Origin of the sequence: Microcoleus sp. AR_TQ3_B6, from assembly GCF_036702785.1 — a bacterium.
GTDB lineage: Bacteria > Cyanobacteriota > Cyanobacteriia > Cyanobacteriales > Microcoleaceae > Microcoleus.
The window spans coordinates 1-22,218 of sequence record NZ_JAUBVJ010000035.1 but is presented as its reverse complement, the minus strand read 5'-3'; the positions used below and the strand labels follow the sequence as shown (position 1 = coordinate 22,218).

10 protein-coding genes are annotated in these 22,218 nt (G+C 48.1%); 5 read left to right on the top strand and 5 right to left on the bottom strand.

All coding sequences use genetic code 11. From position 1 onward, the window contains the following. Positions 1-3,813 carry a beta-galactosidase gene (locus QUB56_RS17680; protein ID WP_332956877.1) on the bottom strand — a complete coding sequence of 1,271 codons (3,813 nt, stop codon included), beginning with the start codon at positions 3,811-3,813 and terminating at the stop codon, positions 1-3. 229 nt (positions 3,814-4,042) lie between these two features. On the opposite strand from QUB56_RS17680, the gene QUB56_RS17675 reads away from it, so the two are divergent. Further along, the gene (locus tag QUB56_RS17675) at positions 4,043-9,550 is read left to right on the top strand and encodes a PAS domain S-box protein (protein ID WP_332956875.1); all 5,508 of its coding nucleotides are present in this window, start codon (positions 4,043-4,045) and stop codon (positions 9,548-9,550) included. Positions 9,551-10,396: 846 nt separating this feature from the next. Continuing rightward, positions 10,397-14,563, top strand: a complete 4,167-nt coding sequence (locus QUB56_RS17670) for an ATP-binding protein (protein ID WP_332956873.1) — start codon at positions 10,397-10,399, stop codon at positions 14,561-14,563. A gap of 70 nt (positions 14,564-14,633) precedes the next feature. On the opposite strand, the gene QUB56_RS17665 is transcribed toward QUB56_RS17670, so the two are convergent. Continuing rightward, positions 14,634-15,173 carry a GIY-YIG nuclease family protein gene (locus tag QUB56_RS17665; RefSeq protein ID WP_332956871.1) on the bottom strand — a complete coding sequence of 180 codons (540 nt, stop codon included), beginning with the start codon at positions 15,171-15,173 and terminating at the stop codon, positions 14,634-14,636. 66 nt (positions 15,174-15,239) lie between these two features. After that, a complete protein-coding gene (locus QUB56_RS17660) occupies positions 15,240-15,566 on the bottom strand; it encodes a hypothetical protein (protein WP_332956870.1) in 327 nt (108 codons plus the stop codon). Positions 15,567-15,968: 402 nt separating this feature from the next. Between QUB56_RS17660 and QUB56_RS17655 the strand changes: the two genes are divergently transcribed. Continuing rightward, positions 15,969-16,769, top strand: a complete 801-nt coding sequence (locus tag QUB56_RS17655; RefSeq protein ID WP_332956869.1) for a hypothetical protein — start codon at positions 15,969-15,971, stop codon at positions 16,767-16,769. A gap of 122 nt (positions 16,770-16,891) precedes the next feature. Here QUB56_RS17655 and QUB56_RS17650 read toward each other — a convergent pair whose 3' ends face one another. Together QUB56_RS17650 and QUB56_RS17645 are read right to left on the bottom strand one after the other, a co-directional pair. Continuing rightward, complete coding sequence (locus QUB56_RS17650) at positions 16,892-17,755, bottom strand: sulfite exporter TauE/SafE family protein (RefSeq protein WP_332956868.1); 864 nt, start codon at positions 17,753-17,755, stop codon at positions 16,892-16,894. Between the two features lie 71 nt (positions 17,756-17,826). Then, on the bottom strand, positions 17,827-18,669 hold the full coding sequence (locus QUB56_RS17645) for a pentapeptide repeat-containing protein (protein WP_332956943.1): 843 nt from the start codon (positions 18,667-18,669) through the stop codon (positions 17,827-17,829). A gap of 225 nt (positions 18,670-18,894) precedes the next feature. On the opposite strand from QUB56_RS17645, the gene QUB56_RS17640 reads away from it, so the two are divergent. After that, positions 18,895-20,220, top strand: coding sequence for a transposase (locus QUB56_RS17640; protein WP_332956866.1), 1,326 nt, complete (start codon positions 18,895-18,897; stop codon positions 20,218-20,220). A 93-nt stretch (positions 20,221-20,313) separates the two neighbouring features. Then, positions 20,314-21,999 carry a dihydroxy-acid dehydratase gene (gene ilvD / locus QUB56_RS17635; protein WP_332956865.1) on the top strand — a complete coding sequence of 562 codons (1,686 nt, stop codon included), beginning with the start codon at positions 20,314-20,316 and terminating at the stop codon, positions 21,997-21,999. Positions 22,000-22,218 lie beyond the last annotated feature (219 nt).

Below are 22,218 nucleotides of genomic sequence, written 5' to 3'. Positions count from 1 at the left end.
CTACCATCTATAATACCGATAAGGATCGTCCCCATTCTCAAAATCTGTCTTGTAATCCCAGTGATAAAACTCGCGACTCGAACCGTTAAACACAGAACCATCCGCCTTAAAACTAGCCCCTAAATTAGCTAAAATCTGAGCATTTGCCCTGGTTTGCCGCCAGCGAGTAAAACGGAAATAAGTCTTAGTATCAGCATTTAAACTGTCCGGGTCAATCTGAGAGAAAATCGCCACGCCCTTGCCAACTTGTAGCCGACTTAACAAACCGTCAGCACCGATTTCTTCCCCAGACTTAATCAACCAAGTATCATAAAAAGAGCGCGATCGCAAATCTGAAGCACTAACCCCCTTCACCTCATCCCAACTCGGAACCGCCAGCGAACCCCCGAAATCCTTCGCTTGCTGCAAACCCACACCCAAACCCGCAACAGGCACTTGACGCGGCAAGAAAAACGCCTTCCCGCCAGCATTCAAATAACCGCGCAAATCTGCATCTTTCAGATTCGCTTGTGTCCCCACAATTGCTAAACCAACATCATTAGAAAGCGAACTAGCGCGCTGATAAATTACCCCCAAGCTGTCCAACTTCTGCGCATCTCTATCTCCTCCAATTAAAACCACTTTATTAGGCTTTCCAAGCACCAGAGAATTCATCCCGTAACTCACAATTTGTTGCAGTAATTGCGCCGCCCCAGCATCTACAGAATAATGGTCTTCCAAATCCAACTCGTTTAAAATCAGCCGCCCTTTTCCGTAATCCAATTCCATCAGCGGCGAATAAGCTAAATCAAACTCAGATTCCAAAATGGGGCGCCAACCGCTGCGGTGCGGCTTCTCAATTGAAGCGCTACTGACACTGCCGCGATTTCCCCAATGCCAGCCGTACCAAGGCATCTTTACCGGACTCAATTTAGGGCCAGTTTTGATCGTATCTGGATAAGCTTCAACCAGGGTGCTTTCCCCCGCCCAATCCCGCAAATCTTCACTGTCTAAACCGCTAATTGCCGGATGCTCGCTGTCAACTGGATAAGCGCGGCGGCTGACGTGAGTAGCAACGCGGAAACCTGTATTTTCCAGCCATTCCCTGGTCTGAGGAAACACAATTGCTTTGCCGCCGTTTCGCACAAAACTTTCTAAACTTCCCGGCAAATTTTCCCCGCTAGAAAACGCTTCCCTACCGATAATTAATAGCGATGAAACTTGCGAACCATTCCACGGTACAAGCGGATAACCTAACTGTTTTAACATTGCCGATGTTTTGCCGACTGGATCGAAGATTGTCACCGTATCCTTGATTTTGTCTTGATTGGCAAAAGCCCGGAAAGCAAATGTATCAGAATGCGGGCTATCGCCCACTCGCGCATTCAAGCGAATTTCGCCGTCAGCCTTGCTAGAAATGGTATTTGGCAATTTTACGTCTATTGGGAAAAACAGCGTTCCTGCCGGAGCAATTGTCCCTTTTTTCTCGCCTTTTTTTACTTCTTCCCCCCTCACCAAAACCCGCCAAATAAACGAAAATTCTTGTGGCACCCGCGTATCGTTAATTAACACTACTTGCTTTGCTAGTTTTCCGCCCACAAACAAATTGTGATCTTTCGCAGTAAAAACCGGGCTAGCATTAGCAATCCAAGCCAAAGTCGAGCTATTATTCTTCATAATTGCCTCGCCCCCAGGATGAACAGTGTAAGCTTCTGGCTGCAAATAATTAAAATTCTGATTCGAGACTTGCTTCAAATAAACTCCGCGGCGACCCGGTTGAAATGCCCCAATATCCACCTTTTCTCTGCCAGCCTCAGAAACTTCCCAACCGTATCCCTGACTCCAAGGAATCATCCCCCCAGACATTCCAAAAGTCCGCCAACTCCGCCAAGTATTTGTACTGAATAACTGCTGCAACTTTTGAAAAGGTGGTGCAAAATCTAACTCTTTTGTACCGTGCCAGTTTTGATACTCCTGACCCTTGACAAAGTGCTCGCGAATTTTAGATTTATAAGCTGCCGTTTCCAACTCGTAAGCCTGCTTGCCCAAATAAATTGCCGCAAACTCAGTCATCAAAGGTTCGCTGAGAATCACCTGATTATAACCTTGGCGGTTCCGCATCATCGTTGCGTACAGAGGAGTTCCAAATTCGACTACCATGTAGGGCATGTCCCCGGTTTTGCTCCACTCAGAAATCCACTCTTCTCGTTCTTGCAAGGGAATGACATTTAAATAAGAATTCAGCGCATAAACATCGCCGAAGTGGGCACCTTCGTGTACCATCACAGGTCTGGTTGGGTCGGCAGATTTAATCGCAGCTAAAGCGTCATTTCCTAGGGGAGTGTTGACCCGCAAACGGTCGTTGTCCGAGGGACCGAGAGTTCCTTCTACTTTTCTTTTACCGATGCGACGGGGATTTTGGTCGTCAGCGTAGCCGAAAAAATTAGGACTTGTCGCCCACATTAATACTGATGGATGGTTGCGGTAGCGGCGCATTTCTCTCACCATTTGGGCTTTCCAGCGGTCGTTCCACTGGCGGTTTTTCCACTTGCCGTTCCAAGCGATAGAACTAATGTCTAAGGCGGGAGCCATAATGGGAAAACCTTTGAGGTCTGCTCTTTCGGAAAATAACTCTCGGAAGTTCCACTTACCCCGTTCGTTGTGATCCCAAGGCCACATTTCTGTTATGTTAAAACCGGCTTTTACATAGCTGTCAATTAGCCTGTCAGAAACTTCTACTGTCCCACCTTCCCAAGAATCGGAGTGCAAGTTGGGTCGCAGCCGAAATTCGGTTCCGTTTAAAAAAAATTTGCGCCCTTCTATCCAAAATTCGCGGAAGCCAAAAGGTTGGTCGTATTGCGTGTTAACGCCGCTACCTTTTACTTGTAATTGCAGAGTGTAAAGGTTTGGTTTGCCGACATCCCAAAGACGGGGATTTGGCCAATTCCATTGGACTTGTACGGTTTGAATTGGTTTAGCTTGAACCTGGGCAGTTCCGGTGAATTTTTGTTCTACTTTGCCTTTTTCGTCGAGCATTTGCGCGATTAGTTCAACTTGACCGTTTTGGGCAACGTCTTTGAGTTCTACATCTAATTTAATTTGCTTTTTTCGGGTGGAAGTTTGGACGAATAGGTCGCTAATTAGCGGGCCTGGGGGAACGCTGAAAACCCGCACTTCGCCGATGATTCCCCGCGATGGCAAGTTGGATTTTTCTGTGTAGATTTGTGTGGGACCCATCATGACGGCTTTTTCGTTTTCGTCGGATACTGCCACGACTAAAATAGATAGGGTGTTTGGACCTGGTTTTGCTACTTTGGTAATTTCAATAGTGCCGTAGGGCGATGCGATTTGACCGCAGTTAATGCCGTTGACAAAGATGACTGCATCGGTGCTGACTCTCGCTAAGTCTATAAAGATGCGGCGGTTTGTCCAGTCGCGGGGAATGTCTATATTTCTCTGATACCAAGCTTTTGATAGTTGTTTACTGTTGAAGTTTTCCCAATCTTTGCCGCTGCCGCGAGTGATGATTCCGGGTACGGATTCGTTTGTGTCTTCTTGCCAGTCTCCGGGCACCCAGATGGAACCCCAACTTGGGGAGACGGGGGGGTTTTGGGGGTTGCCAACTGCGGGGACAAATTGCCAAGTTCCGTTGAGATAAATTTGGGATCGTTTGTTGTCGATCGCCCCGACACCCGCCACGGTAAGATTGGGGAAGCCGATCGATATCCCTGAGTTGCTCGCCGAGTTGGGATTTTGAAGCGCGTAACCGATGAACCCAAAGACGGTGGCGGCTGTGAAAAATAATCCGATAATTTTTGCCAGCTTGTGATTCATTCGCTTATTGCTCCCATACATTAGCTGATCGAATTTGTCCCTTCATTTACAATAGCAGTTTATCCAGCACTAATCCCGTTGCAAATCTGTCTCGGGGAAGATGGCACAGCACCGACAAATGTGGTTCTGTATAGAAAAAATAGATAATTAGTTTTAACTTAGTTTTAACTTAGTTGTTTAATCGACATAAGCAATAGTGCGATCGCGCCATCGCTACAGGTCAACAAAAATGAGTCGGTTTCAGGTCTTGCCCTTACCTATTAATTCTTACAGCATTGCTACATTTAGTGCCGGCACGGCTTTAATGCTGACAACTCTGTTACTCTTTTCATTCCAGGCAGCTCCTGCAATCTTACTTTTGGCCGCTGCAATGGTTAGCGCTTGGTATGCTGGCTTAAAGTCCGCAAAACAAAAAGTAGAAATAGAAAGTAAGATTATTTCAAAAGTAATTGACACGACGGCTTGCTTGATTGTAGTTCTCGACCGCCAAGGACGAATTGTCCGCTTCAACCAAGCTTGCGAAAAAACTACAGGCTACTCGACAGCAGAAGTTCTTAATAAATATGTTTGGGATTTGTTCTTAATTCCCGAAGAAATAGAGCCAGTTAAAACTGTTTTTACTAAACTCAGCGTCGAAAAATTTCACAGCGAATATCAAAATTATTGGCGCTGTAAAAACGGCTCGAAGCGCTTAATTTCTTGGTCGAATACTGTGACGACAGATAGCCAGGGTTGCGTAGAATATGTGATAGCAACTGGCATAGATATTACTGACCGCAAAGAAGCAGAAACAGCCCTGGCTTTATCCTACACTAACCTAGAAAGCCGCGTCAAGCAACGCACAGCAGAACTGACAGTAGCTAAAGAAGCGCTGCAAGCTCAAGAAGAACGGTTTCGCTGTTTGAGTTCCTGTTCGCCGGTCGGCATTTTTCTGGCTGATTTTGAGGGGCGCTACACCTATGCAAACCCTCGCTGTCAGGCTATTTGCGGCTTGAGTTTGGCAGAACTTTTAGGAGACGGTTGGGAGAATTGCATTCATCCGGAAGACGGAGATCGCGTATTGGCCCGATGGTTGGATTATACTCGGGAAGGCGGGGAATATGCGATCGAGTATCGCGTGCAAACACCAGAGGGAATTGTGCGCTGGATTAACGTTTGTGCCTCGCGGATGTTCTCGGACTCCGGCGAACTCATCGGATACGTGGGAACGGTGAGAGATGTTACCGAAAGACAACAAGCGCAAGCAGCTTTGAAAAGCAGCGAACAGCAACTGAGAACGCTGCTAGAAAATACGCCAGATATCATTATCCGCGCTGACAAAGAACTGCGTTATATTTATGTCAATCAAGCAGTTGAAAGAAGCCAAGGAAAACCAGTTTCATTCTTCCTAGGTAAAACCAGTCAAGCAATAGGAATGCCGCCCGAACTGTGCCAGATGTGGGAGGAAACCCTGCACAAAGTGTTAGAAACAGGCCGAGAAAAAATTATCGAATTTCAGGCATCCTCAACCAACGGCATCAGAACTTATCAATCCCGGGTAGTTCCAGAATTTGACAAAGACGGCGTACCAGAATCGGCTTTAATTGTCGGCCGCGATATCACAGAACTAAAACTTGCAGAAACTCAAAGATTGCAGTTAACAATCGAGCAAGCAGCGAGGGAAAAAGCGGAGATAGAACAGCAGCGCTCGGCATTTTTAGCAGAAGTCAGCAAAATGCTGGCTGCTGCGTTTGACGGGGAAACGGTGCTGCAAAAGGTAGCAGAATTAGCAGTAAATTCGATCGCCGACGGGTGCTGCATTCATTTGACCGAAACCGGGTCAAAAGTGCGTCGAGTCGCTGTGGCTCACGCAGAACCCTCCACGGTTGATACTATTAATAGCTTAAAAATCCGAAGCCCGATCGCCGACAATGCTGTTAACGGCTATCCGCTGGTAATCCGCACCGGAACATCCGAACTAATTGCCGAAGTGGATGAGGAAATTTTAGCTGCAGGAGCCGAAAATGCAGCAGAAAAGGAAAAATTTCGATCGCTCAATATCGGATCTCACGCTTGTGTACCCCTGAAGGCTCGCGGGCGGGTAATGGGTTCCATCACTTGCTTTACCTCGAAGTTGGGCCGCCGCTACAGTGCAGAAGATATGGCAATGCTAGAAGATTTAGCATACCGCGTGGCGATCGCCCTAGACAACGCCAGACTTTACAAAGAAGCGCAGCAAGCACTATCTCAAACAGCGCAATCCTTCGCCTTAATTGACGCGTTGTTAGAAGCATCTCCCCTAGCAATTTGCTTTCTCGATAGCGATATGCGCTTCATCCATATCAATCAAGTGTTAGCAGAACTCCACGGTTTGTCCGCCAAAGAGCATATCGGTCAAGACTTCCGGGAATTGTTGCCAGAATCCGCCGCCAAATTTGCCCCAATAATTCAGCAAGTTTTAGAAACCGGTCAGCCTGTTTTAAACGTAGAAATTAGCGGCGAACCTCCGGGAAAACCCGGAACTTTTGGCTACTGGCTCGCCAACTACTACCCAGTCAAAAATGATAGGGGAGAAAGAATCGGAGTTGGCCTAATTATCACAGATATTACCGCAGCAAAACAAACAGAATTAGCTTTGCGGGAAAGCGAAATGCGCTTCCGCAGCGTGGTAGAATCTAACATGATCGGGATCGGTTTCTGGGATGCCAACGGCGAAGTTACTGACGCTAACGACGCTTTGCTGGAAATGATTGGATATACGAGGGAAGACTTAATTTCAGGACAGATTCGCTGGTCCGAGCTCACGGCACCCGAATACGCAGAACTCGATCGCATCGCCGTAGTGCAAGTCGAAGCCGCAGGAAGTTGCGCGCCTTATGAAAAAGAATTCATCCGCTCTGACGGCACGCGCTTCCCAGTTTTAGTCGGCGGCGGAAGCTTCCAAGGATGCACAGACAAAGGAGCATTCTTCGTACTAGATATCACCGATCGCAAACAAGCCCAAAACCAACTTCGAGAAAACGAAATACGCCTTCGCCGCCAACTAGCAGAATTCGATTTAGTTTACAACACCACACCAGTCGGGCTGTGCTTTGTGGATACGAATTTGCGCTACCTCCGCATCAACGAATGCCTCGCTCAGATCGACGGCCGCTCGATCGCAGAACACCTCGGGCGCACCATCACAGAAGCGAGTCCGGAAATCGCCGATATAGTAGAGCCGATTTACCGCCAAGTGCTGGCGACGCAAACCCCCGTGATTGACTTGGAAATTAAAGCCGAAACCCCGGAACAGCCGGGAGTTTTGCGGGATTGGCAAGTCAGCTTTTACCCCGTGATCGATGACTCAGGAACACTGCTGGGAGTCAGCACCGTGGTTGCCGAAATCACCGATCGCAACCAAGCAAAACGGATAATTCAGCAAAGCGAAGCCATATTCCGGCGGCTGATCGAGTCCAATATTTTCGGAGTCGCCATCGGCGATATTAGCGGCCGCATCACCTACGCTAACGAATCCCTGCTCAATATGGTCGGCTACACCCGCTCAGATATGCTCTCTGGTAAGATACCGTGGGACAGGATGACCCCCCCCGAATACTTGTACCTCGGGGCCAAGGCGGCCGGGGAACTGCGGGCTAAGGGAGTGGCAACTCCTTTCAAGAAAGAGTACATCCGCAAAGATGGCAGCCGCGTGCCAATTCTGATGGGCGCGACTACTCTGGACCAGGACGATCGCGGATCGGAGACGATCGTCGCATTCTTCATCGACTTGACCGAGATCTCGCGGGTGGAAGCAGAACTCAAAAAGAATCAAGAACGGCTGCAAATCGCTCAGCAAGCAGGCAAAATCGGAACTTTTGAATGGAACATCCAAAGCAACGAGCTCGCGTGTACGCCCGAGTTTGAGGCTTTGTACGGGCTGCCGCCCGGCGGTATCGACAGCTATGAAACTTGGGCCAAAATGGTGCATCCAGACGATCGCGCTGCTATTCAACAGCAGGTAAAGGCTGCCAGGACCTCCGGGGAGGAATTAAACATTGAGTTCCGCATCTGCCGCCCGGACAAAAGTGTGGGCTGGATTGCTTGCAGGGCTAAGATGTTTCCCGACGATGGGGGTTTGCCTTTGCGGACGATCGGGGTGAACGTTGATATCACCGATCGCAAAGAAGCAGAAGCAGCGCGATCGCACATCAATCAAACTTTAGAAGCCTTGATTCAGGCTTGTCCCCTAGCAATTACCGTTTTGGACGCCGACGAGGGCACTGTGAAAATGTGGAACCCAGCCGCCGAGAAGATTTTTGGCTGGCCCCAATCAGAGACGCTAGATCAGTTGGTGCCCACTGTTCCCGCTTCCAAGCGGGAGGAATTCGCGGCTAATTTGAAACGAATTCGCGAAGGAAACCCGATCGCCGGGATGGAAACCCAGCGCCAAAGGAAAGACGGCACTTCGATCGATATCAGTTTGTGGGCAACTCCAGTCCGCGACAGCAAAGGCAACATCAACTGTATGTCGATCGTCGCCGACATCAGCGATCGCAAGCAAGTCGAGGCCGGGCGCGCTCAGTTGCTCGATCGCGAACAGGCCGCGCGGGCCCAAGCAGAAGCCATCAACCGCCTCAAAGACGAGTTTCTAGCCACTCTTTCCCACGAACTGCGCACGCCTATAAATGTGATCCTGGGCTGGGCGCAGAGGCTGCGCACTCGCCCGTACACTCAAGAGGATTTAGCTTGCGGTTTGGAAGCGATCGAGCGTCAGTCGAGGGTGCAGATGCAGCTAGTGGAAGATTTGCTCGACGTTTCCCGGATTATTCAAAACAAGCTGGATCTCAAACAGGGCTGGTTCTACATGGAAAGGACGATCGAGGAGGCTCAGAATTCAGTTCGTTTGGCGGCCGAAGCCAAGTCTGTCACCGTTTCCTCAGAATTGGACCCCGCAGTCGGCTTGATGTGGGGCGACGCCAAGAGGTTGCAGCAGGTAGTGTGGAACTTGCTCACTAACGCTGTCAAGTTTACGCCTCCGGGCGGAACTGTGGAAGTGCGCTTATCTGCGGTAGGTGTTACCGATTCCTCATCACCTAATTACGTGCAAATTACTGTCAGCGATACCGGAAAGGGCATTTCCAAAGAGTTTTTGCCCTACGTGTTCGATCGCTTCCGACAAGCAGACGGCTCGATTACTAGGGCTGACAGCGGTTTGGGCCTGGGATTGGCGATCGTCCGGCACTTGGTGGAACTCCACGGCGGCACTGTGACAGCAGAAAGTCCTGGTAAAGACAAGGGGGCGACATTTACGGTGAAACTGCCTCTCAAGCAGCGTCGGAGCCGGCAGCCTCCGTTGACGTGGGAAAAGAAATCCGATCGAATGCATCCGGGTATTTTGGCAGGTTTAAAGGTGTTGGTAGTTGACGACGAACCCGACAACCGCGAGTTTTTGATGGTTGCGCTAGAATACTTCGGAGCGAGTTCAACTGCTGCTGCTTCGGCTGCAGAGGCGATCGACATTTTACAGCAGTCGCCGCCGCATATTTTAGTCAGCGATATCGGTATGCCCGTTGAGGACGGCTACTGGCTGATCGGCAAAGTGCGATCGTCGGCATCCCACAAAATCAAGCGCTTGCCGGCCGTGGCGCTGACAGCTTATGCTAGTGAAGAAGACCGCGATCGGGCGATCGCCGCCGGTTACGACGAACACTTAACAAAGCCGATCGATCCCGCTCTCTTCGCCACCGTTTTAGCCAAGTTAACAAATTTGCATTAGGGCGAGCCGCGAGATACTGCCAACTCTGACCAAAAGTAACTTGGTTCCGGGCTCCCGGATTTATCAGGGGTCAATTCTTCTATCTAAAATCTAAAATCCTAAAATCTAAAATCGATTGACTGCTGTATACTAAACAACAAAAAATGGGAGAGTGAAGGAGCAAACATTATTCCTACACCAGCGCAGTTACTCAAATGCTTTGTAGTTTGTTATATCAACTCTGTTAACATCGGAATTATTCATATTTCTCTTCTCTTAATCTGCGTGAATCTGCGTCAATCCATTGTCATCGGCAGTTACTAAATTATCTTTTTTTGACCGCAGATACAGGCAGATAAACACAGATTAACGCAGATGAATTCTATCAATTCCGGTTGCACGATCCATCGGTAATTGTTGACTAATGGGTGTTTCTCTGCTAATTAACAAGCCCTTTATACAGCTTTTAATTAACGATATAATTGCCGAGAAACCGAAAAACTATATAAAAAATATGACCAAGAATTTCAAAGGTGGTACCCGCCACGTGATTTATCCGTGGAATCAATCCCAAATCGAAAATCAAAAATCCTCAAGCCCCCGCATTTATCCGTGGGGTCAATCTAAAATCTCAAATCTAAAATCTAAAATCGATTGACTGTTTTGGTCGGTAGGAATCTATTAAATGCCAAACAGCTAGAAACAGAACTGACAGAAGCATATTTTGACAGTCGCGCCCAATCTTCCCTAGTAGTTGGCTATATTCAACCCTGAGGAAAATTTCAGAGCCTGTAGGGTGCGCCAATTGTCCGGAAAGGCAAACTACAGCAGTTAAAATTCGATTACCAGCGCAATTCCCTCATACCCATGCCGATTTATCCCATCAACCGCCCAGTGGCTAAACTTTTCAGCAAGCTTCCCCTGCGAGCGGTCCTGATTGTTCCCTTTGTTTTGCAAACAGTCAGCGCTGTCGCGCTAGTGAGCTTTCTTTCTTTCAAAAGCGGTCAGGAAGCAGTCGAGGATGTAGCGCATCAGCTAATCGAACAAGTAGGAGAACGGATTAGCGATCGCCTCACCGATAATGATGGGTTCTCGGCAATCAATACCTTTCTGGCTCGGCTGCGCTTCTCTGAGTCGGGACACACTTTTATTATGGATCGATCGGGCAATCTGGTGGCTACATCCACACTAGAAACACCCAAGGTGACTCCAGCAAAAAAGCAACCGACACTATTGCTAGCCACCAACAGCAAGGATGCGCGAACGCGAGATATTGCTCGACAACTCGTCTACCGATTTGGCAACTTCCGCACGCTGCAAACAACCCAGCAATTTACACTGGCTTTCAAGCGCGATGGCGTCCCGCCCTCGCCCGTGCTACGGCAGTTTGTCCGCGTCACTCCTTATCGAGATGTCCGTGGCTTGGATTGGTTGATTGTGGTGGTGGTGCCAGAGTCTGATTTCATGGCTCGCATTCAAGCAAATACGCGCAACACATTGTGGTTGTGTGCCGGTACGCTGTCGCTGGCGATCGCGATCGGATTGTTGACTTCCCGTTGGGTGACAAAGCCAATTGTCCGCTTGAATACCGCCGCCAAAAATGTTGCCAAAGGAGAATGGGATCGACCTTTAGAAATTAAACGCTGGGATGAAGTCGGAGAACTCGCCAATTCCTTCAATCAAATGGCAGCCGAACTGCAACAGGCTTTTGCAGACCAAAAATTTTTAAATGAATCCTTAACGCGCAGCGAGAGCCAGCTCAAGCAATTTTTAGAAGCCATACCAGCGGGAATATCTATCCACGATGCCTCGGGTAAGCTCGTCTACTTAAACCAAATTGCCAAGGGTTTGAGCGGTGTAGAAAATATCCCCGACGTGACTTTAGAAGAAGCAGTAGAAGTTTTTCAAATCTACCGCCAAAACCAGCCGTATCCAACTGAAGAACTGCCCGCCTTCCGAGCCCTGCGGGGCGAAACTGTGTTCTGTGAAGATTTAGAACTTCATCGAGATGGCGAAATAATTCCTCTTGAGGTGCGCGCTACACCAATTTTCGACGCAGGCGGAAACATTATTTATGCCATCAATGCTTTTTCTAACATCGCACAGCGCCAACAATCTGAAAAAAGCTTAACAGACTTCAATCGCACTTTAGAAGCCGAACTTGCCGAACGTACCTGCGCCTTAGCTCGTGCTAACGAACTCTTACAATATGAAATTGCCGGTCGCCAATTGCTCGAACAAAAACTTTCCACTTCTACCGAGCAAATTGTGAAAATATTTGAGTCGCTCACAGATATTGTATTGATTTTCGACTGCGCAGAAAAAACTATCCAAATTATACCCACAAAGGGGATTTTTCAATACAACTATCAGACGAATCAGAGCGACTCCATCATCGAACAATTTATTCATAAGGAAAGCGAGGAGATCTATTTCGCTCAGGTTCTACAGGCATTGGAAACCAAACAAACTATTAGTTTTGATTACAGTCTGTGGATTAATAACCGAGAAGTTTGGTTTACTGCTGAAATTTCGCCGCTGTCCGAGAACTCCGCAGTTTGGGTAGCGCGCGACATTAGCGATCGCCAGTTGGCAGAATCCCGACTGCTCGAATCCCAAAAAATTGCCCGCATTGGCAGTTGGGAACACGATATCGCCACAAACACCACCACTTGGAGTCCAGAACTCTATCGCATTTACGAACTCGATCCGACTCAAAAACCTCTGCCAACCGAAGAATTAATCGAGCGTTTTCATCCAGAAGACCGATCGCGCTATCTCACAATGGTTCGCGATCGAGCTACGTCGGGACAAAGCTTTGAAATTAATCTGCGGCTAATCCGAAGAGATGGCTCGCTCTGTTACATAGAAGTCACAGGGAAACCGATTTACGATGAAAAAGGGCAGTTGATGCGTTGGTTCGGCACTGTCTTGGATATTAGCGATCGCAAACAAGCCGAGTCAGCTTTACGAGAAAGCGCGCAGGCAGAACAAGCCATCGCCCGATCGATCGATCGCATCCGTCAATCCTTAGATATTGACACAATATTCCAAACCACAACCTCTGAACTGCGACAAACCATAAAATGCGATCGTGTCGGTATCTATCGTTTTAACCTTGATTGGAGCGGGGAATTTGTGGCCGAGTCAATGGGTCCGGGCTGGATCTCTCTGATGCAAAAACCCAAGGATTTTAATTGGCAAAACAATCTGGTCGAAGACTCTCGCTGTACCGTTAAAACTATGCAAGCCGAGCCTGAGCCAGTGCGGGATACCCATCTACAAAAAAATCAAGGCGGTATGTATGGTAGAGGCGTTCCTTACCGGATAATTGAAGACATCTACAGCGCTGGCTTGAGTCCTTGTTACCTGGAACTGTTAGAGCAATTTCAAGCTAGAGCCTACATTATTTTCCCCATATTTTGCGGCAATCAACTTTGGGGTTTGCTCGCCAGCTATCAAAATTCTGCACCCCGCACTTGGCGCGAAGCAGAAATAAATATAGGGCGGCAAATTAGCACTCAACTGGGAGTCGCCTTACAACAAGCTCAATTGCTCGAAGCCACTCAGCAGCAAGCAGTACAGCTCCAACAAGCCGCCTGGGCTGCAGAAGCTGCCAACCTCGCCAAAAGCACTTTCCTGGCAAATATGAGCCACGAACTCCGCACCCCTTTAAACGCAATTCTGGGATTCTCCCAATTGATGCAGCGCTCTACCAACCTCAATCGCGAACAACAGGAAAATGTCCGCATCATCAACCGCAGCGGAGAACACTTGCTCGCTCTGATCAATCAAATATTAGATTTAGCCAAAATAGAAGCCGGAAGCATTACCCTCAACCCAACAAACTTTAAATTAAGCAGCCTGCTGAACGAGGTGGAAGAGATGTTTCAACTCCAGGCACGGGAGCAAAAATTGCAGTTAAAATTTGATTGCTCTAGCGATGTCCCCGAATACGTGCAAACCGATCAACTCAAGTTGCGCCAAGTTTTAATTAATCTGCTTTCTAACGCCCTTAAGTTTACGAAAGAAGGAGGCATTACGGTAAGAGTAAGGTCGGTTACAGACCCAGAAAATCAGCAATTACCAATCAGTAATTACCAATTACATTTTGAAATAGAAGACACTGGCTCCGGCATGGCTCCCGATGAGTTAGATAAGCTTTTTCAAGCTTTTGTGCAAACCAAAACAGGGCTAACAGCTCAGCAGGGAACAGGCTTGGGGCTGGCTATCAGCCAAGAGTTTATCAAGCTGATGGGCGGCCTCATTACTGTGCGCAGCCAAGTGCACTTCGGCACTACCTTCGCCTTTGATATCCCCGTCAGCGCCGTTGATGCGATGGTCATTCAACCCGTACAGCCACCGCGTCGGGTGATAGGTCTGGAAACCAATCAACCGCGCTATCGTATTTTGATTGTGGACGATAGCGCGGACAACCGCCAACTGCTAATCAAACTGCTGGCTGTCTTTGACTTTGAACTCATAGAAGCCAGCAACGGGCTAGAAGCTATGGAAGCGTGGTCGAGTTTTGAGCCGCACTTAATTTTTATGGATATGTGGATGCCCGTGATGGATGGATATGAAGCGACGAAACGCATTAAAGCCACCGCTAAAGGTTCAGCTACCGCAATTATTGCCGTGAGTGCCGCTAAGGTCGAGGAAGCGGGAACCGTTACTGTATCAGATGATTGCGATGGCTTTATCCACAAACCCTTTCGAGATACAGAAATCTTTGCCACCCTGCACAAACATCTCGGAGTGCGTTACATTTACGATGAACCGGAGAGTGTGCCGGAGTCAACTCAAATCGAGGCTGTGACTCCAGAGACTCTTGCAGCTTTACCTGCAGATTGGCTGGCAGCTTTAGAGAAAGCCACAATTGAGTGCGATTTAGAGTTAATTCTGATCCAAATTGAGCAAATTCGCGATCGAAATGACGCTTTAGCTAGCGCTCTAGCCGCATTGGCTAACGAGTTTGAGTTCAATCAAATACTAGCTCTCATCCATCCCGAAACAAAAGAGAAATGGTATTAGCTCGGGTTCGTAGTGGGTACAACCGTCCTCGTAAAACCCCCTCGGACGGTCGTAGTAAGGACTATTATATTTACTTTAAATCCAGCAATCCGCTAGTTTTCAGCTTGGGATTAAACCGGATTTCTTCAGTTACACCGCGAGCTTTAAGAAGCGATAAGATTTCATTTTCCACCCGCCGCGCTACATCTTTCAACAATTTATCCTTAGCAATTTCATCGGCGAAGATACCTTCATAATTTGCCGTTTCTTGAGCCGTCATCACAGTTTTAGTGTCGATGGGATCGTTCCACTTGGCAGCATCGACACCATTGCCTTGGGGTTGGGAACCGTTTTCGGCAATCCAACTCGATAGGATGCTTTCTAAAATAGTGCGGCTGGGTTTCTCGATAGTTTGGACTTTCAGCCAGTAGCAGTATTGGGTTTGGCGTACCAAATGCTGTTTGAGGCTGAGGTAAATATCGCGAGAATAACCGACAAATTGCAGGACTTTTTCGTTGTCAAAAATCGCGTAAGCGCCAATTTTTCCCTGGACAAATTCGGGCAATTTCCCCTCGGAGTCTATGTAGGGAATGAATTCTAAGCTGGCGAGAGAGTGAATTTCTTCTGTCATCCGATTTTAGATTTGAGATTTTAGATTTGAGATTTTAGATTAAACCACAGATTAACCAGGTTTGACCTAACTCTTGAAAACGCGATAAACGGCACAGAGACGGCTGGGTTTAAATATTTTGGCTTGGAACATGAAATTAGGCGGGACGTTGACGATCGCAAAATCGCTTGATTCGTGATACTTTTCAAATTCAGCAGGCATTCCCTTCGGCGTCTCGCTGCTGTAAGGGACGGGCTGAAAAAATAACTCGGCAAACTCAATGCGCGAGCACTGCAATTGTACCGCTACTTGTTGGAGAAAGCTTTCACTGGTTAATAAACCCGACAGTGCATTTTTAGCATCAGGTTCGAGGACAAAACTGGCATCGTAGCTTTCAATAATCTTAAGACCCATTTTCTGTATACTCCTGACAGACGGCGGTTAACGGTTATCGGTTAACTGTCGAGCGATCGACTTATTTTGAATTTTACCTGACACTGACCGTTTTGAAAGCAAAAGCCTTTCGGCAGAAGGTAGGAGGTCAATCGATTTTAGATTTTAGATTTTAGATTTTAGATTAAAGAATTGAAGGATTGACCCCACGGATAAATACGTTAGGCAAGTTTCTCGGATACACGTTTTTTATTTCACAGGTCCTGAGTCTGCTTTCGGAATGAATCTGGGGGCTTGTATCCTGGATGCTTTCGGTCAATCAACACATCACTATTCCTAAATTTTGAAAAATAGCCCTGATTTATTTCCCGATCGCTTTTATCATGTCCCTATCGCAATCTACCAGACTACGACAAAAAGGCTATGCAGAAGATCGAAGATGCATCATTCCCAGTTTTGAGAAGTGCCCCAAACCAGCCGGACTGGCTAGAATTGGCAGAATACGCCTCAGTTGCCGGTTCAGCGATTGGCACGATTGCAGCAGGATTATCGGGCCAAATTCTCTACGCTGCTGCCCCCTTAACCGCAGCACTATCGCTGAATCTCGCCAATCGCCAGCGTTTCGAGCAACAAATGCAACAAAAGGCAAATTCTGCGATCGCGGAGGTACAGGCCTCCGTAGAAGGTCGATCGCAGCAACTTCAGATACAACCTGGAGAACCTGCGGAACTCTACACTGCAGTCTGGGACTTGCAGCAGAAACTGCAGGGCTTGGAATCGGGGGCCATCGCCGAGGTACAAGCTGCCGTAGCCTCCCTCGAACGCCAAGCGCAGGCGCTTCCTGCTGATTCTCAGGAGTTCAACGCGCAACTGTCGGATTTGCAGCAAAAACTCCGCATTTTGGAAAATAGCGCCCTGAGAGAGCATGATTGGGAAAATGTCAACGTCCGATTGTTATTGATGGGCGAAAATTTAACTGAAGTTAAAACTATTACGGCTCAGTTGCAGGAGCGATCGAAGGAAGTAGACTTGAATGAAATCCAAGGTTCTCTGAAGCAATTGCAGGAAAAGCTCGATCGACCCACGATAGACACAGGGATGCTGCAAACCGAGATTCAGCATTTGCAGCAGCAAGTTTCCCAGTTGCAGCGGCAAAATCAAGAAATTGTCAAGCCTTATTTGCAGCGTCTGACTCGCGCCGTGAAGAAACTATCAGCAAATTAGTCGTTAGTTATTAGTTTTTCGTAGGGTGCTCGGCCGTCCGCGCACCGAACCCCAGTCCTTCCTAGGGTGCCAGCAGGGCCGCGCACCTTACCCATTACAAATTCCCCATTACCAATTACCAATTACCCGTTACTAAATTTTTGCCAAGCTTGCCAGAAAACATAAATCGATAACACTGCCAAGAGCGATCGAAAAGCGAAACTAACAATACGCTCGGGCAATCTCGGCAAAAACCGCGTGCTCACCTGCACGCCCAACAAACCGCCGCCGCCGAGAATCAACCCCGCAACCCACAAAATATTCCCGCGCGCGGCGTGTCCCGCCGTCGCCGAAATTGCCGTGATGACGATGACGCCCAAGCTCGTTTGAATTGCGGTTTTAATGCTTTCTCCTAACAGCAAAATTTGCAGGGGAACCATAATCACGCCGCCGCCTACTCCAAACAAACCCGCTAATAAACCCGCAGCACTGCCGGTAGCAATTTTAGCCAAAGTTGGATGGAATAAAATTTTTGAATTGTTTGGTAATTGGTAATTGGTAATGGGTAATTGAGGATTTTCCCCTTCTCCCCCTTGTCCTCCTAGTTCGCCCTGTTCAGCTTCCGCTTTCTGCTTAGCTGTTATGCTCTTGCGAACTTCAATCAAATAAATATTCAGCCACAGCAACAGCCCAAAAGCAAGTAACAGCAAGTAAGGGGGAAATATCCCCGCCAAATAAGCACCGATTTGTGCTGTGATGACGGCTGGAAATCCGATGCCTGCGACTTGACTCAAGCTGAGGTAGCCCATGCGCCAATTCTGGATGCTGCCAGAAATAGCTGTAATGACGATCGACAAACCGCTAGTAGCAACAGCTTGCACCGGGGCGTAATTGAGAGCCACCAACAAAGGCACGATCACCGTACCGCCACCGATACCCAAAAATCCAGCTAGAATTCCGGCAAAAAGTCCGGCCGCACCCAGAATCAATAATTCGCTCACACTCATCAGATTTTAGCTTTTACTATGAGTAGGAAATCTCACTCACAACTCAAAATTCACAAGTCAAAACTCAAAACTCAAAACTCATTAGTTGTGCCGTCCGGCATAATTGCCCGTCTCAAATCTGCATCGCGGAAGTTAGTTCGATTGACATTAGCATCAATCAAAACCGCTTCCGCCAAAACAGCCCCGCTAAAATTAGACCAGCAAAGCTTAGCGCGGTACAAATTAGCACCGCTCAAGTTAGCAGCGCGCAGCGTTGACCAACTCACATTAGCAACTCTCAAATTAGCATTGCTCAGATTAGCTTCGGTGAGATTAGCTCCAACCATCGTTACTTGGCGCAAGTCTGCACCTGTCAGGTTGGCCCGGCTCAGCATCGCCCCGCTGAGAATTGCCTGACTCAGATTAGCTCTTTCTAAAAGCGCCTCGCTGAGGATGGCATTTGTCAGGTTTACCGCTTTGAGATTTGACCAACTCAAATTTGCTTTCATCAAATTAACGCGAATCATGCTAGCGTCGGTTAAGTTGGCAGCAAACAAATTCGCTTCGGTAAAGTTGGCTTCGGTCAAATTAGCTTCGGTCAAATTAGCCTTAGTCATGTTGACTTCTCTGGCCATTGAGCCGCGCAGGTTGGCTCCGATCAGGTTAGCCCCGCTGAGATTGGCGCGGCTCAAATCGGTACCGATGAGATTTGCTTCGCTGAGGTAGGCTTCCGTCATGTCCACTCCTGCCAATTTCACCTCGCGCAAGTTGGCTCCCGTCAGGTTAGCGCCTTTGAGGTTTGCGTCTTGGAAATTCGCTCTGGTAAAGTTAGCCTCGCTGAGGTTTACACCTTTTAAGTCAGCCCCGGCGAGGTTAATCTCTCGAAAAATTCTTTCTCCGGCCGCATATTGCCTCAGAATTCGATCGGCCTCCATGTCATTCGCCTCGCAATTATTTTCAAACGTTAGGGTGATGGGTTTTACCACATCATCCCAGATAACCACGGTATTAACCCTGCACGCTGTAGTATCTGTAGAATCTTTGCATTGCTTTCCGGGCACTGCTGTGCCACTGCCTCTTAAAGGGCCTGACAAAAAAATTGGATACAAGCCTCCCCCTTCTAGGGGGACTTTCGGTTCGGAATCTCTCAAGCAAGGTTTGTGAATAAACAGCACCGCATTTATTCAGGTTGGCTCTACAATGGTTGTATGTTAAATCTCACCTACGAGTACAAGCTCATTCCTACCGACGCGCAACGCCAGACTTTCGACCAGTGGCTCAATATTTGCCGCAAGGTCTACAACTTTGCATTGCGAGAACGAAAAGATTGGGTTAATTCTCGTAAGTGTGATATCAACTCGTGCAGCATTAAACAGGAATTCATTATCCCGAATGATGCACCGCGTCCAACCTTTGCCCGTCAATGCAAATCATTGGCCTTGGCAAAGAAGTTAATTCCTGAGTTGAAACTGCCTCACACCCATGTCTTGCAGCAGGCGTTGCGCCAACTAGAGGCAGCGTTTGTGGCAATGTGGGAACGAGGACACGGTTTTCCTAGATTCCCCAAGCGGATGCGCTCCGAAGTGTTCCCTCAGTTGAATCTAGAGTCCGTTAAACGGTTTGATAATGCCGATTGGGTCAACCTACCCAAGATTGGCGCCGTAAAAATGCACCTGGATCGTCCCATCCCTCAAGGGTTTGATGTCAAGCAAATTCGCGTTGTTAAGAGGGCTTCTGGTTACGTAGCCATGCTCACTTTGCAATGTGATGTCGCAGTGCCTCAAGCCTCACCTTCAGGGCATGGATTAGGGATTGATTTAGGGTTAAAACATTTTTTGGCAACTTCTGATGGTGAATTGATTGATAGACCTCGATTCTTTGTGGATGGACAACGCAAGCTGAAATTGCTGCAACGTCAACTCAAGCGCAAGAAAAAAGGCTCTAGAAAGTTTCGTCAACTTCATCACCAAATAGCTAAACACCACGAATACATCTCGAACAGTCGCAAAGACTTTCATTTCAAGACCGCTCATCATTTATGTAACGCAGCCCAAACAGTATTTGCTGAGGACTTGAACCTCAAAGCAATGTCAGCGGGAATGATGAGCAAGCACACGCTTGATTCCGGGTTTGGTCAGTTTCTGAATATCTTGGGTCATGTTTGCTTTAAGCGAGGTGCATACTTTGCAAAAGTAGACCCGAACGGAACAAGTCAAACTTGTCCCTTATGTCAAACTCATACAGGCAAAAAAGAACTATCCGAACGAGTACATAGATGTCAAACGTGTGGCTATGAAACGAATCGAGATGTTGCAGCCGCGCAAGTGGTGTTGCAGCGTGGATATACAGCGGTTGGGCTGCGTCGCAGTGAATTTTGGGGAGGGCTAGCTACATTAGTAGTCCCAATGAACCAAGAATCCTCGTGCTTTCGGGCCGAGGAGTTGTCAAAAATATCAACGCTTCTGAGAAAATCAAAAATAGGGTAAAACTCTCGGCACTGGGCCCTCAAACAGCCAGCAGCAAAGAAAAACAGACAACTGACAAGTCAACAACAGACAACTGACAAAGGAAATTTTAAAATGCCTGAAAATTTGAGAAGCCAAGCTGTGACTGGCGGCGTGCAGCGCGCGCCCAACCGGGCAATGCTGCGGGCAGTCGGTTTTGGCGACGGCGATTTCACTAAGCCTATTGTGGGGATTGCCAACGGGTACAGCACGATTACGCCCTGCAATATGGGATTGAACGACCTAGCTTTGCGGGCTGTTGCGAGTGCAAAGGAAGCCGGGGCAATGCCGCAGATGTTCGGTACGATTACTATCAGCGACGGGATCTCGATGGGAACTGAAGGGATGAAATATTCTCTGGTGTCGAGAGATGTGATTGCCGATTCGATAGAAACTGTTTGCAACGGCCAAAGTATGGACGGGTTGCTGGCTGTCGGCGGTTGCGATAAAAATATGCCGGGGGCGATGATTGCGATCGCCCGCATGAACATTCCTGCTATTTTTGTTTACGGTGGCACGATCAAACCCGGACACCACAACGGACGGGATTTAACCGTCGTCAGCGCTTTTGAAGCAGTCGGTCAATTCAGCGCGGGCAAAATTGACGAAACAGAACTCAATGCAGTGGAACAGAAAGCCTGTCCGGGTGCGGGTTCTTGCGGCGGAATGTTCACAGCAAATACAATGTCCAGTGCCTTTGAAGCAATGGGCATGAGTTTGCCTTATTCTTCGACAATGGCTGCTGAGGATGCCGAAAAAGCTGACAGCGCTGCCGAATCTGCAAAAGTTGTCGTGGAAGCGATCCGCAAACAGTTGCTACCGAGCCAGATTTTGACTCGCAAAGCCTTTGAAAATGCGATCGCGGTAATCATGGCAATCGGCGGTTCAACCAACGCTGTGCTGCATTTATTAGCCATTTCAAATGCGATCGGCGTTGAACTGTCCCTCGACGATTTTGAAACTATTCGAGCAAAAGTACCAGTGCTGTGCGACCTCAAACCCAGCGGCAAATACGTAGCAACCGATTTGCACAAAGCCGGCGGCATTCCTCAAGTCATGAAAATGCTGCTAGAACAGGGTTTACTACACCCAGACGCCCTGACAATTACCGGCCAAACTATTGCTGAAGTATTGGCAGATATTCCACCAGAGCCCCGCACCGACCAAGATGTCATCCGCCCTTGGAACAACCCGCTTTACGCCCAAGGACATTTAGCAATTCTGAGGGGAAATCTGGCAACAGAAGGAGCCGTTGCTAAAATTACGGGCGTTAAGAAACCGCAAATTACCGGCCCGGCGCGGGTATTTGAATCTGAAGAAAATTGTTTGGATGCAATTTTAGCGGGCAAAATTCAAGCCGGAGACGTGATAATTATCCGCTACGAAGGGCCCAAAGGCGGGCCGGGAATGCGCGAAATGTTAGCACCAACTTCGGCAATAATTGGCGCAGGTTTGGGCGATTCTGTAGGATTAATTACTGACGGTCGCTTCTCTGGCGGAACTTACGGCATGGTTGTCGGTCACGTTGCACCTGAGGCGCAAGTAGGAGGCACAATTGCTTTAGTAAAAGAGGGCGATTCGATTACAATTGATGCTAACAATCGCTTGTTGCAGCTCAATATTTCTGATGCAGAACTGGAGCAGCGGCGGGCTCTTTGGCAGCCTCCTAAACCTCGGTATACTAAGGGAGTTTTGGCTAAATACGCTAAGTTGGTTTCTTCTAGCAGTGTTGGTGCTGTAACTGATTTGGGTTTGGGTTAAAGTAGGAAATTTGTCACCGCAGATGAAGGCAGATAAACACAGATGAACGCAGATAAAATCCTATCTGCGTTCATCTGTGTCCATCCGCTGATATCTGCGGTTAAAAATTGCCCAAATTAACTGCGCTGATTCAAAAAGCGACTTGCCATCGAAGCAGCCTCCTAAACCTCGGTATACTAAGGGCGTTTTGGCTAAATACGCTAAGTTGGTTTCTTCTAG

Excerpts from the sequence above, each read along its gene's own strand:
- QUB56_RS17650 (WP_332956868.1), bottom strand. The coding sequence starts at position 17,755 with ATGAGTGTGAGCGAATTATTGATTCTGGGTGCGGCCGGACTTTTTGCC.
- QUB56_RS17675 (WP_332956875.1), top strand. The coding sequence starts at position 4,043 with ATGAGTCGGTTTCAGGTCTTGCCCTTACCTATTAATTCTTACAGCATT.
- QUB56_RS17680 (WP_332956877.1), bottom strand. The coding sequence starts at position 3,813 with ATGAATCACAAGCTGGCAAAAATTATCGGATTATTTTTCACAGCCGCC.
- QUB56_RS17670 (WP_332956873.1), top strand. The coding sequence starts at position 10,397 with ATGCCGATTTATCCCATCAACCGCCCAGTGGCTAAACTTTTCAGCAAG.
- QUB56_RS17665 (WP_332956871.1), bottom strand. The coding sequence starts at position 15,173 with ATGACAGAAGAAATTCACTCTCTCGCCAGCTTAGAATTCATTCCCTAC.
- QUB56_RS17660 (WP_332956870.1), bottom strand. The coding sequence starts at position 15,566 with ATGGGTCTTAAGATTATTGAAAGCTACGATGCCAGTTTTGTCCTCGAA.
- QUB56_RS17655 (WP_332956869.1), top strand. The coding sequence starts at position 15,969 with ATGCAGAAGATCGAAGATGCATCATTCCCAGTTTTGAGAAGTGCCCCA.
- ilvD (WP_332956865.1), top strand. The coding sequence starts at position 20,314 with ATGCCTGAAAATTTGAGAAGCCAAGCTGTGACTGGCGGCGTGCAGCGC.
- QUB56_RS17645 (WP_332956943.1), bottom strand. The coding sequence starts at position 18,669 with ATGGAGGCCGATCGAATTCTGAGGCAATATGCGGCCGGAGAAAGAATT.